The 12802-nt window shown below is 60.5% G+C and carries 11 protein-coding genes; 10 read left to right on the forward strand and 1 reads right to left on the reverse strand.

Annotated features, from left to right (window positions below; all coding sequences use genetic code 11):
• Nucleotides 1-5 precede the first annotated feature (5 nt).
• The gene (rpe, locus tag EI291_RS04190) at nucleotides 6-704 is read left to right on the forward strand and encodes a ribulose-phosphate 3-epimerase (RefSeq protein ID WP_125418340.1); all 699 of its coding nucleotides are present in this window, start codon (nucleotides 6-8) and stop codon (nucleotides 702-704) included.
• Between the two features lie 10 nt (nucleotides 705-714).
• Complete coding sequence (locus EI291_RS04195; RefSeq protein ID WP_125418342.1) at nucleotides 715-3270, forward strand: TonB-dependent receptor; 2556 nt, start codon at nucleotides 715-717, stop codon at nucleotides 3268-3270.
• Between the two features lie 102 nt (nucleotides 3271-3372).
• Here the strand turns inward: EI291_RS04195 and EI291_RS04200 are convergent, their stop codons facing one another.
• On the reverse strand, nucleotides 3373-4389 hold the full coding sequence (locus EI291_RS04200) for a DUF2911 domain-containing protein (RefSeq protein WP_125418344.1): 1017 nt from the start codon (nucleotides 4387-4389) through the stop codon (nucleotides 3373-3375).
• 526 nt (nucleotides 4390-4915) lie between these two features.
• On the opposite strand from EI291_RS04200, the gene hisG reads away from it, so the two are divergent.
• From hisG to hisF, 8 genes are all read left to right on the forward strand, one after another.
• Nucleotides 4916-5767: an ATP phosphoribosyltransferase gene (hisG, locus tag EI291_RS04205; RefSeq protein ID WP_125418346.1), complete on the forward strand. Its 852-nt coding sequence runs from the start codon at nucleotides 4916-4918 to the stop codon at nucleotides 5765-5767.
• A gap of 87 nt (nucleotides 5768-5854) precedes the next feature.
• Nucleotides 5855-7156 carry a histidinol dehydrogenase gene (hisD, locus tag EI291_RS04210; RefSeq protein WP_125418348.1) on the forward strand — a complete coding sequence of 434 codons (1302 nt, stop codon included), beginning with the start codon at nucleotides 5855-5857 and terminating at the stop codon, nucleotides 7154-7156.
• Between the two features lie 170 nt (nucleotides 7157-7326).
• Nucleotides 7327-8379 (forward strand): histidinol-phosphate transaminase, encoded by a 1053-nt coding sequence (gene hisC, locus EI291_RS04215; protein WP_125418350.1) that lies wholly within the window; start codon nucleotides 7327-7329, stop codon nucleotides 8377-8379.
• A 519-nt stretch (nucleotides 8380-8898) separates the two neighbouring features.
• Nucleotides 8899-9051 (forward strand): hypothetical protein, encoded by a 153-nt coding sequence (locus EI291_RS22740; protein WP_170172501.1) that lies wholly within the window; start codon nucleotides 8899-8901, stop codon nucleotides 9049-9051.
• 64 nt (nucleotides 9052-9115) lie between these two features.
• A complete protein-coding gene (gene hisB, locus EI291_RS04220; RefSeq protein WP_125418352.1) occupies nucleotides 9116-10228 on the forward strand; it encodes a bifunctional histidinol-phosphatase/imidazoleglycerol-phosphate dehydratase HisB in 1113 nt (370 codons plus the stop codon).
• 223 nt (nucleotides 10229-10451) lie between these two features.
• The gene (gene hisH / locus EI291_RS04225; protein WP_125418354.1) at nucleotides 10452-11042 is read left to right on the forward strand and encodes an imidazole glycerol phosphate synthase subunit HisH; all 591 of its coding nucleotides are present in this window, start codon (nucleotides 10452-10454) and stop codon (nucleotides 11040-11042) included.
• A 150-nt stretch (nucleotides 11043-11192) separates the two neighbouring features.
• Nucleotides 11193-11909 (forward strand): 1-(5-phosphoribosyl)-5-[(5-phosphoribosylamino)methylideneamino]imidazole-4-carboxamide isomerase, encoded by a 717-nt coding sequence (gene hisA / locus EI291_RS04230; RefSeq protein ID WP_125418356.1) that lies wholly within the window; start codon nucleotides 11193-11195, stop codon nucleotides 11907-11909.
• A gap of 118 nt (nucleotides 11910-12027) precedes the next feature.
• Entirely contained in the window at nucleotides 12028-12786 is a 759-nt protein-coding gene (gene hisF, locus EI291_RS04235) for an imidazole glycerol phosphate synthase subunit HisF (protein ID WP_125418358.1), read from the forward strand.
• The last annotated feature ends 16 nt before the right edge of the window (nucleotides 12787-12802 follow it).

The raw sequence follows: 12802 nt of genomic DNA on the forward strand, positions 1-12802 counted from the left end.
GCGCTATGAACCCAACCCGTCGTATGGCGCCACTATTGGCTCCCTCGCTTCTCGCCGCTGATTTTGGCAATCTGCAATCTGAAACCGAGCGGCTGGCCGGCTCTGCCGCCGACTGGCTGCATTTCGACGTAATGGATGGCCGGTTTGTACCCAACATATCGTTTGGTATTCCGGTGCTGCAGGCCGTACACCGCCACGCCAAGCAGCCCATTGATGTGCATCTGATGATTGAGGAGCCGCAGCACTACCTCAGTGCCTTCCGCGACGCGGGAGCGGCCAACATTACAGTACATTACGAAGCCTGCACCCACCTGCACCGCGTCGTGCAGCAGATCAAGCAGCTGGGCTGCCGGGCCGGCGTGGCTCTCAACCCGCACACCCCGGTGAGCGTGCTGACCGATATTGCCGCCGACCTGGATCTGGTGCTGATTATGTCGGTGAACCCGGGGTTTGGGGGGCAGGCCTTTATTCCGAACACGTTGCGCAAAGTGGCGGCGCTCAAGGAACTGCTGGTGGATTGCGGCTCGGAAGCCCTGATTGAAATTGACGGCGGCGTGACCCTGGACAATGCCCAGGCGCTGGTAGATGCCGGTGCCGATGCCTTGGTGGCCGGCTCGTTCGTGTTCAGCTCTCCCGACCCCGTGGCTACGTTGGCCCAGATGCGGGAGCAGCTAACGGTTTCGGCCGAGCGGGAGCTTAACTAATCTGCTGCGGATGCCTCAACTTTTCCGCGCTCAGTCGGCTATGTGGCTGCGGCTGCTGTTGCAGCCCCGGCCGGTTGCGTTGTCCGTAGCACTGGCCGCCGGGTTAAGCACTACCACGCTGCAGGCCCAGCAAACGGCCCGGGTGCTGGTAACCGGCACCGTGCTCGACGCGGCCGGGCTGCCGCTGGAACAGGTGGCCGTGGGGGTGGAGGGTATGCCCGGCGGCAGCACCACCGACGACCGGGGCCGCTTTGCCCTGAGCGTGGTGCGTCCGCTGGGTGCTAAAGCCCCCGTGCTGGTAATCCGGCGGCTGGGCTACCGTACCGAGCGGGTGGTACTGGACCTGAACAGCCAACGTGAGCTGGCCCTGACGATGCAGGAGGACAGTCGCGCCCTAGGCAACGTAACCGTGCGCGGCCGCTCCGATGCCACCGATACCCGTGAGCAGGTAAGCATTCTGCAGCTGGAACCCCGCACCGCCAAGGAAATTCCCTCGCCCTTCGGCGACTTCTCAGCCGTGCTCAAAACCTTGCCCGGCGTAGCCAGTACCAATGAGCTGACCAGTACTTACTCGGTGCGGGGCGGCAACTACGAGGAAAACCTGGTGTACGTGAATGGGTTTGAGGTGTACCGGCCGTTTCTGGTAACGGCGGCGGCCCAGGAAGGCCTGAGCTTCATCAACCCCGATCTGGTAAGCAAAGTGGAGTTTTCCACCGGGGGCTGGCAGCCCAGGTTCGGGGACAAGCTCTCCTCGGTGCTGAACATTGAGTACAAGCAGCCGGAGAAGTTTGAAGGCTCGGCTACGGCTAGTCTGGTGGGCGGCACGGTACACGCCGGGGCCGCCTCAGCCAATAAGCGGATCAGCTACCTGGCCGGGGTACGCTACAAGAACGCCACCTACGTGTTCAACTCGCTGCAACAGCAGCAGGGCCGCTACAACCCCACGTTCTACGACGGACAAAGCCTGATTACCGTTCACCTGGGGCCGAAAGACAATATAGAGCGCACGTCGCTGGGTATTTTTAATACGGTATCCCACAATGACTTTCGCTTTAACCCAGAAAGTGGTCAGAGTACGTTCAGTACCGCTACCAACCAGCTTTCCCGCCTGTATATCGGGTACGCCGGGCAGGAGCGTATGCAGTACGATATGTACCAGGGCGGCCTCAACCTACGCCACGATGTGCTGCGCAACCTGCGCGTGGAGCTGCTGGCCGGGCTGCTGTACTCGCGCGAGTTTGAGTACCGCGACGTAGAAGCGGCCTATAGCATTGCCGAAATAAACCGGGACCAGAACTCGCCCGATTTTGGGGCTGATATCAACCGCCGGGGCATTGGCTCCCGGTTTCAGCATTCCCGCAACAACCTTACCGCCCGCATTGCTACCCTGGAAACCCGTGGTACCTGGACGCCGGGCACACGGAGCACGGTACGCTGGGGCCTGAAGGTGGGGCGGGAGCGAATTCAGGATGCGCTCAACGAGTACAGCTTTACCGACTCGGCCGACTTCGTGCCCGACTCCCGCCGGACCCGGCTGCTGTCGGACCTGAACCTGGAAAGCACCCGCACGCAGGGGTATCTGCAGCATACCGTACGCTTTGATTCGCTGCGGACGCTTACGTACGGAGCCCGGGTAAGTCACTGGACAGTGAACGGGCAAACCACCGTCAGCCCCCGGGTGCAGTATGCCTTTACCAGTGCCCGCAACACGCGCCTGTCGTGGAAGGCGGCGGTGGGCGTGTATCATCAGCCGCCGTTTTACCGGGAACTGCGCTACCAGACCGGAACCCCACAAGCCCAGCAGGGTGCTCTGAACCTGGAGCTGCGCGCCCAACGCTCCCTGCATTTTATTGTGGGCAACGAGCTGCGCTTCATGCAGTGGGACCGGCCGTTCCGGTTTACCGGTGAGGCCTATTACAAGTACCTGACCGATGTGGTGCCCTACGACATCGACAATGTGCGGCTGCGCTACTTCGCCAAAAACGAGGCCCGCGCCTACGCCGCCGGGGTGGATGCCCGGGTAAGTGGAGAGTTTATTCCCGGCACCGAATCGTGGTTCAGCCTGGGTGTGCTGACTACCCGCGAGAACCTGGCCGGCGACTCCCTCAATACGTTTGATGCCGAGGGTAACGTCACCGGTCGGGTACCGAAGGGCTACATTCGTCGGCCCTCCGATCAGCGGGTAAACCTGGGGGTGTTTCTGCAGGATAACCTGCCCGGCAACCCCTCGGTGAAAGGCTACGTGAACCTGGTGTTCGGTACCGGTCTGCCGTTCAGCCCCCCCGACGCGCCCGATTTGCGCGGCACCAGCAAACTTACCCGCAGCTACAAGCGCGCCGACCTGGGTTTTACCAAGGTGCTGAGTCTGCGCACGGCGGTGGAGCAGGCCAACGGCCCGGCCGTGCAGCTTAAAACGCTCTGGATAAGTCTGGAAGTGCTGAACGTGCTGGGCGCCGACAACCTGGCCGGCTACAACTACGTCCAGGATTTGAATGGCCGGCTGTATTCAGTTCCTAATTTCCTTTCGCGTCGCCTGGTAAACCTGCGGGTTATTGCCCGGTTTTAAGGTTGGAATCAAAAGGGAAGAAGTAAAAAAGTCAAAGCGCTTACGTGGTCCGGTGAAGACTGCGTAGGCGCTTTGACTTTTTTACTTCTTCCTTTTTTACTTTTAATACGCCTTGGCCTGCCACTCAGTGAGGGCAATACGCATATTAGGTAGCTGCGACTTGAAAGCAGTATCTTCTTTGTCGCCCAGCTTAATGGCTTTGCGGGCGTACACAATGGCAGTGCCGAAATCCTGCTGCTGGGCCAGCAGCCGCGCCTTAATCCAGTTATTGGTAGCCGCATCCTGCAGCTTCAATGACTCATTGATCCAGTTGAGGGCCCGCTCGGGCTGGATATTGTTCTGCACCAGGTAGTCGGCGGCCTGAGCCAGCAGTTGCCAGTCGTTGGGTTGCTGCTGCAATACCTGCTCGATGCCCGCCAGTACCTGCTTGTGTACTTCCGTCTCGATGGGCAGAATGAGTGTCCGCTTTTCCCAGGTCAGGTTCAGATGCGCGCCGGTGGTCTTCACATCCGAAAACCAATACAGCAGGTTTTCGTGGAATGGAGCCGTTTCCGGCATCACCGGTACCCGGATAATATCGTCGCGCTGGTCGTAGCCTTCACTGCCCCAGTGGGTGGTCACGCGGTTCAGGATCAGCTCCCAGTCCCGGTCTTGGTGCGGCAGCACATAGAAGGAGTATTGCCCGGCCGGTACTAGCTGCTCGCGTAATAAAACAGGAGTAGAAAAGCGGATCAGCGTGTTTTCGTTGGCTCCGGCGCGCCATACCTGCTCAAATGGAACCAGCGTACCCCACACGTTGCGGCCCCGAACCGCCGGCGCATGATACTCCACCGTGGCTTCCGTAAGCCCAAACGTTTGGGAGACTACGGCCCGGGGGCTGGCTTGCGGCAGTGGCAGCTGGGGAGTTGACGTGCTGGCGGTGCCGGTCGGGGCTGTCGGACTGGAGGGAGGAACCGAGGCAGAAGAGGCTGGGGCAGGAGTCGGCAAGGCCGGAGTAGCGGCCGGCGCTGGTGTGGCCGGAGTACCGGCTGGCTGTGTTTGGGCCTGGGCAAATGTAGCCCAACCGCAAAGGCAAAGTCCGATACCCAGACGGGTCACCATCAAGCGGATACTATGCATAGGCAATGGCAATAGGGATGAGCAGAATCGAAGCGGGATGTTCCGGAGCCACCAGTACCGAAACAATAATGCCAGAAACCGGGTAACAGTGAGCAGAAACCACAAAGGTCCGGCTTTTCAGGTAAAATTTTGATGAAAAAGTTTTCATCCTGCCAGTGGCCGCTTACCTTTGCCCCGCTACTATAAGCCCCGTATGCCATTCTCCGCGCTTTTCCTGTGCCCCCTGAGCCACCCGGCCGCCCCCGTTGCGGGCCGCCTGGCCGAGGCCTGCGCGTCTGAGTCGAAGCATCACCATCACCACGGGCATCATTCCTCTTTCTAGAGGAATATATGCATCATATTGACCCGTTGGGTGAACCGCATTTGGTTCCCCGGCCCCCGAAAAACCGGTGGCCCGGCCGTAGTTTGGCCCCATCCCAACGCCTGGGTCCGTTCCCCCCAAGTCACTCTTCCCGAATTACAGTTAAGCCTTGGTCACTCCGGCCAATTCTTACTTGCTAATTCTTAATTACTAATTCTCAACGATATGCTCCGTCTGGCCATCCAGAAATCGGGCCGCTTAAGCGAAGATTCCCTGAACCTGATTCGGGAATGCGGCATCAGCTTCCTCTCGGCTTCCTACAAGCTCAAAACCGAAGCCACCAACTTCCCCCTCGAAATCCTGTACCTGCGCGACGACGATATTCCCGGCTACGTGCAGGACGGTGTGGCCGACCTGGGAATTGTGGGCCAGAACGTGCTGGTAGAAGCCGGTTTTCCCGCGCTGGAAGTAGAAGGTCTGGGCTTCAGCAAGTGCCGCCTGAGCTTGGCCGTGCCCCGCGCCGCCACTTACGACTCCATCGAGGATTTGCAGGGCGTGAACATTGCCACCTCGTACCCGCGCATTCTGGGCGACTACCTCACGGAGCGCGGCGTGAAAGCCAACCTGCACACCATTAGCGGCTCGGTGGAAATTGCCCCCAGCATCGGGCTGGCCGAGGCCATCTGTGATATTGTGAGCAGCGGCTCCACGCTGCTGGGCAACGGCCTGCGCGAGGTGGAAACCGTGTTCCGCTCCGAGGCTGTGCTCATCGCCAACCAGAACCTGAGCGCCGAGAAAAAGGAGCTGCTCGAGCAGTTGCAGTTCCGGATGCAGGCCGTGCGCCGCGCCCGCCGCAACAAGTACATCATCCTCAACGCCCCCGTGGCGGCCCTGGATGCGGTAAAGCAGCTGCTGCCCGGCATCAAGTCGCCCACCATTACGCCGCTGGCCGAAGAAGGCTGGGTATCGGTGCAGTCGGTGGTGAACGAGGACGACTTCTGGCACATCACCAGCCAGCTCAAAGCCGTCGGCGCCGAAGGCATCCTGGTTCTCCCGATTGAGAAAATGATTTCCTGATTAGTGCCTAGTTGTTGGTGCTTAGTGCCTGGTGAGTAGGCCATGAAATACTAAGCACTAACAACTAAGCACCAAGCACTATTCCAGATGAACATCTTCCAATATCCATCCCAGCCGGAGTGGGCGGCGCTGCAGCAGCGGGCGGCCCAGCAGCAGGCCCAGGACGTGGAGCAGCGCGTGCAGCAGATTTTCGAGGACGTGCGCCAGCGCGGCGACGCGGCCCTGCTCGACTACGCCCGGCAGTTCGACGGTGCCGACCTCTCTAGTGGTCTGCGCGTGGGCCCCGAGGAGCTGGCGGCTGCCGCGGCCGAGTTGCCGGCCGAGTTGCAAACGGCCATCCGGCAGGCGCACGCCAACATTCTGCGGTTTCACAAAGCGCAAATCCCGCAGGAGGAGCGCGTGGAAACCATGCCGGGTGTTACGTGCTGGCGGCGGGCGGTGCCCGTGCAGCGCGTGGGCCTCTACATCCCGGGCGGCTCGGCGCCGCTGTTCAGCACGTTGCTGATGTTGGGCGTACCGGCCAAGCTGGCCGGCTGCCCCGAAATTGTGCTCTGCACCCCGCCGCAAAAGGACGGCTCGGTGAATCCCATCATCCTGTTCACCGCCCAGCTGCTGGGTATCACTACCATCGTGAAAGCCGGCGGGGCCCAGGCCGTGGCCGCCCTGAGCGGCGGTACGGACTCCGTGCCGGCCGTGGACAAGATCTTCGGCCCCGGCAACCGCTACGTGACGGCCGCCAAGCAGCTGGCTACCCGCTACGGCGTGGCCATCGACATGCCGGCCGGACCATCGGAGGTGCTGGTTATTGCCGATGAATCGGCCACGCCGGCCTTTGTGGCCGCCGACCTGCTCAGCCAGGCCGAGCACGGCCCCGACTCCCAGGTGATTCTGCTGTCCGACTCCTTATATATGTTGGAGCAGACCAAAGCCGAAGTGGAGCGCCAGCTGCGCGAGCTGCCCCGGGCCGAGGTGGCCGCCCAGGCCCTTACTGAGAGCCGCGCCATTCTGCTGCGCACGCCGGAGGAAATGCTGTATTTTTCGAATCAGTACGCCCCCGAGCACCTGATTCTGGCCGTGCGCAACCCCGAGCAGTTGGCCGAAGGCGTGACCAACGCCGGTTCCGTGTTCCTGGGCCACCTCACCCCAGAAGCCGTGGGCGACTACGCCTCGGGCACCAACCACACGCTGCCCACCAACGGGTACGCCCGCAACTACAGCGGCGTGTCGCTTGATTCGTTCCTGAAGAAAATCACCTTCCAGCGCCTCACCCCCGAAGGCCTGCTGAACGTGGGCCCCGTGGTAGAAACCATGGCCGAAGCCGAAGGCCTCCGCGCCCACGCCCGCGCCGTCACCCTCCGCCTGGAAGCCCTGGCCGGCGGGGAGGAATAAGTATAGGATAACAGTAGAACGTCATGCTGAGCTTGTCGAAGTATCTCGCTTGCCGACGCCAAAACAACAACCGCTCAATAGCCCAGGGTTTAAACCCTGGGCTACTGAACCGCCGCCGGCCGTTCTACAAAATCCGTGAAATCCGAATAATCCGTTTAAATCCGTGATTCATGTTCAACCTCGATAGCCTCGTACGCCCCAACCTGCGGGATATGAAGCCCTACTCGTCGGCCCGCGACGAATTTCAGGGCGAGGCCCAGGTCATGCTCGACGCCAACGAGAACAGCCTCGGCAGCGCCGGTCCCGACCAGTTCAACCGCTACCCCGACCCGCTGCAGCGCGCCGTGAAGCAGGAGCTGGCTCAGCTCAAAGCCGTACGCCCCGAGCAGATTTTCCTCGGCAACGGCTCCGATGAGGCCATCGACCTGCTGGTGCGCCTCACCTGCGTGCCCGGCCACGACAGCCTGCTGATCCTGCCGCCCACCTACGGCATGTACGAGGTGGCCGCTAACCTGAACGATGTGCGCGTGGAGCGCCTGCAGCTGACACCCGACTTCCAACTCTCGCCCGAAATCGTGGCCGGCGTGCTGGCTTCCGACGCCAAAATCGTGTGGCTCTGCTCGCCCAACAATCCCACCGGCAACCTGCTCCACGCCGAGTACATGGAGGAAATCCTGCGCGGTTTCCGCGGGCTGGTGGTGGTAGATGAGGCCTACGCCGATTTCGCCGCCGCCCCCAGCTGGACTACCCGCCTGGCCGAATTCCCCAACCTGGTGGTGCTGCAAACCTTCTCGAAGGCCTGGGGTCTAGCCGGTCTGCGCCTGGGCATGGCCTTCGCCTCGCCGGAAATTATTGGCTACCTCAACAAAATCAAGCCGCCCTACAACGTGTCGGAGGCCACGCAGCGCTTCGCCCTGCAGGCCCTGCGCGACGCCGACCGGTTTGAGGCGCTACGCCAGCAGCTACTGGTAGGCCGCGATTGGCTGGCCGAGCGCCTGCCCGCGCTGCCCATCGTGGCGGAGGTGTTCCCTTCGGATGCCAACTTCCTGCTGGTGCGCTTCCACCCCGACGCCACGGCCGTGTACGATTTCCTGGTCGCCCGGGGCATTATCGTGCGCAACCGCACCACCCAGCCCGGCTGCGTCGGCACGCTCCGCCTCACCGTAGGCACCCCCGCTGAGAACGAGCTGCTGCTCCAGGCCCTGCGGGAGTTAGCGGGGTAGTATATATAAGGAGTAAAGCAGTTTCACGAATAGCATTCCCAGGATCTTCCGTCACTCCATCTGAATAGCTGATGTTATGAAAATAGCTTCGTCCGTTCGGTTCAAGGATCAGAATAAAATCCTTCGACACTTTCAGCTACGCACCGCGGTGTGCTGTCCTAAGTGTGAAAAGAGGGCGGAGGTTTCCACGGACTTCACTTCATACTATAGCCGCCTTCATTGCCCAAACTGCTTTTATCAGTCGGACAAACCATTGGTGTTTTTTGATATGGTGGTGAAGGAGTATTGCAAACAGTGCAACTTCAAGATTGTGGTGGAAACGCCAGAGGTCAGGCATAAGAAGGAAGCCATCAAAGTCCGGTGCCCCGATTGCGGCTGTGAGGAATCGTACAAGCCAACGTATATCGAACACGTAGGCTATTCCTATAGCTCTGATGGCGTCGATCCTTTTTTCAACTGCCGCTCTAGTATCAGGCCCCCTTCAAAGATGAACTGCTTTGGGCCTATGGTCCGGAGCACTTGTTTTATCTGGAGCAGTATATCGGTGCCAAGCTGCGGGAACGGAATCAACCGCGTTACATGACGATGGTGGAGCAGTTGCCGCAGTTTATTAAATCCGCCAAGAACCGGGATGCGCTATTAAAACTGCTGGAACGCATGAAGCTGAAGTAATCAATCAGCTGTCTTACATTTTGTACTGCTAACCCTGTCGTTGGATGACAGGCTTGACCAACTCATGAAAAAAGTACTCTTCATTGACCGCGACGGGACCATCCTCATCGAGCCGCCGACGGATTTTCAGGTGGACGCGCTGACGCGGGAAAAATTTCAGTTTGTGCCCGGTGCCATCACCGGTCTGGCGCGCATTGCCCGCGAGCTGGATTACGAGCTGGTGCTGGTGAGCAACCAGGACGGCCTCGGCACCGCCAGCTACCCGGAGGATACCTTCTGGCCAGCGCACAATATGATGCTCGACGTGCTGCGCTCGGAAGGAGTGGAGTTCGTGCGCGAGCACATCGACCGGAGCTTCCCCCACGAGAACCTGCCCACCCGCAAGCCCGGCACCGGCATGCTCACCCAGTACTTGGCCGAGGGCAGCGGCTATGACCTCAAAAACTCCTTCGTTATCGGCGACCGGCTGACCGATGTGGAGTTGGCCCAGAACCTGGGCTGCCAGTCCATCCTGCTGAAGCCGGAAGGGGAGGGCGACGAGCGCGCTGCGTTAACCACCATGAGCTGGGAAAAAATATACCAGTTTCTGCGGCTGCCCGCCCGCACCGCCGTGGTACAACGCGACACTAACGAAACCAAAATCAGCATCGAGCTAAACCTCGACGGCAACGGCCGCCCCGAGATGCACACCGGTCTGGGCTTCTTCGACCACATGCTCGACCAGCTCAGCAAGCACTCGGGCGTGGATATGAAAATCACCGTCCAGGGCGACCTGCACATCGACGAGCACCACACCATCGAGGACACGGCTATTGCTTTGGGCGAAGCCTTCACCCAGGCACTCGGCGACAAGCGCGGCCTGGCCCGTTACGGTTTCCTACTACCCATGGACGACGTGCTGGCTCAGGCCGCCATTGACTTTTCGGGCCGCTCCTGGATTGTGTGGGACGCCGAGTTCAAGCGCGAAAAAGTAGGGGATATGCCCTGCGAAATGTTTTACCATTTCTTCAAAAGCTTCTCCGACGCTGCCCGCTGCAACCTTAACATCAAAGCCGAAGGGCAGAACGAGCACCACAAGATCGAAGCCATTTTCAAGGCTGTAGCCAAGTCCATCAAAATGGCCCTGGTGCGCGACGCCGGCCGTATGGAAATCCCCAGCACGAAAGGCATTTTGTAATTTATCCATTTGTTTATACAAATGGATAAAGATATGGTTGCGCGTGATTTGCACGCATAATTGTCATCCTGACTGAAGCGAAGAACCTTACATCTTGCACCGATTCATGCTACCATAATGAATGCTCTCGGTTCCAGTCAGGATGACGGTTTATAAGCAAAAACCTCTTTAAACATTTGTTTAAGCAAAAGAGTAAACAACGTCCTTCACTCGATATGTTCAAATGGAAATAGCCATAGTAGATTACAAAGGCGGCAACGTGCAGTCGGTGCTGTTTGCGCTGGAACGGCTGGGCGTGCAGGCCACGCTCACGGCCGACCACGACGTGATTCGCCGCGCCGATAAGGTGCTATTCCCGGGTGAGGGCGAGGCTGCCTCCGCCATGCGGGAGCTGCGTGCCCAAGGGCTGCACGAGCTGCTGCCCACGCTCACGCAGCCGTTCCTGGGCATCTGCCTGGGCATGCAGCTGCTGGGCCGCCACACCCAGGAGGGCGGGGGCACCAAGCTGCTCGGGATTCTGCCCTTCGACGTGGTGCGGTTCCCGGCCACGCCGGAGTACAAAGTGCCGCACATGGGCTGGAACAACCTGCAAGCCTTGCGTGGTCCGCTGTTCGAAGGCCTCAGCGCCGAGGACTATGTATACTTCGTGCACAGTTACTATGCCCCGGTGGGTGAGTATACCATTGCCGAGGCCACGTACCCCGCGCCGTTCAGCGCCGCCGTGCAGCACGAGAACTTCTACGCCGTGCAGTTCCACACCGAAAAGAGCGGCCCCGTCGGCACCCGCATCCTGGAAAACTTTCTCAAGCTGTAAGCCCGTGATAAAACAACGGTCATGCTGAGCTTGTCGAAGCATCTCTACCGCTTCGTTGTGGTGGTATTTGATTACCCTCGGTAGAGATGCTTCGACAGGCTCAGCATGACGTTCTGTTGATTCGCTATCAGCACCAAGCTCAAAACCTACATGGAAATCATTCCCGCAATTGACCTCATAGGCGGCCAGTGCGTGCGCCTGACGGAGGGCGATTTTGCCCAGCAGACCACCTACGACGCCGACCCGCTGGCCGTGGCCCAACGCTTCGAGGCCGCCGGTGTGAAGCGCCTGCACCTGGTGGACCTCGACGGGGCCCGTGCCAAGCGTCCCGTGAATCTGCCCGTACTGGAGCGCATTGCCCGCCACACCAGCCTGCACATCGACTTCGGGGGCGGACTGCAGAGCGAGGACGCCGTGCGCCAGGCCTTCGACGCCGGAGCCCGGCAGATTACCGCCGGCAGCATTGCCGTGCGCGAGCCCGAAACCGTGAACGGCTGGCTCCACACCTTCGGGGCCGACCGCATCATCATCGGGGCCGACTACCGCGACAACCACATTTCCATCAACGCCTGGGCCGAGCAGAGCGAGCGGACCCTGCGCGAGTTTGTGGAAGGCTACTTGGCCAGCGGAGCCACCACCTTCATCTGCACCGACGTGAGCAAGGATGGCAAGCTCCAGGGCCCGTCGCTGGCTACGTACACCGAACTGCGCGAGCAGCTGCCCGCCGCCCGCCTCATTGCCAGCGGCGGCGTCACTACCATTGCCGATGCGGAGGCCCTGGCCGCCGTGGGCATGCATGGGGCTATCATCGGGAAAGCCATCTACGAAGGCACCATCACGCTGGAGCAGCTGCAGCCCTGGCTGTAGTTTCGTTTTTCGTTGTTGGTTATTCGTTTCTCGCTCGGTTCGTCCAAGAGGAAACGAAGTCTGCCAACGAATACTCAACAGCCGAAAAACGAACAACCACTAACGAAAAACGAGCAAGATGCTAACCAAACGAATCATACCCTGCCTCGATGTGAAGGACGGGCGCACCGTGAAAGGGGTGCGCTTCGAAGGCCTGCGCGACGCCGGCGACCCGGTGGCCCTGGCCGCCCGTTACGCCCGCGAGGGTGCCGACGAACTGGTGTTCCTCGATATCACCGCTACCAACCAGAAGCGCGCCACGCTGGTGGCGCTGGTGCGCGACGTGGCCCGCGAGCTGGATATTCCGTTTACCGTGGGCGGCGGCATCGGCACCGTATCTGATGTGGAGGCCCTGCTCATGAACGGGGCCGACAAAGTGAGCATCAACTCCGCCGCTTTGGCGCGCCCCGAGCTGATTGATGAGCTGGCGGCCCGCTTCGGGTCCCAGTGCATCGTGGTGGCCGCCGATGCCCGCTACAACGACGCCGACGGCTGGCAGATCTACACCCGGGCCGGTACCCACAACACCGGCCGTGACGCGGTGCAGTGGTGCCGGGAAGCTGCCGAGCGGGGCGCGGGCGAAATCCTGTTAACATCCATGAGCAACGACGGCACCAAGGACGGCTTCGCGCTGGACATCACCGGGGCCGTGAGCCGGGCCGTAACCATCCCGGTAGTAGCCTCGGGTGGTGCGGGCTCCAAGCAGGACTTCACCAATGTGTTCCAGCAGGCCCACGCCGACGCCGGCCTCGCCGCCAGCATCTTCCACTTCGGCGAAATCGGCATCCGCGAGCTGAAAGAACACCTGCGCCAGGACGGCATTGCTGTGCGGCTGTAATTTTAGTTGTCAGTTG

This window comes from Hymenobacter rigui, assembly GCF_003944715.1.
In the GTDB taxonomy this organism is placed as follows: Bacteria; Bacteroidota; Bacteroidia; order Cytophagales; family Hymenobacteraceae; genus Hymenobacter; species Hymenobacter rigui.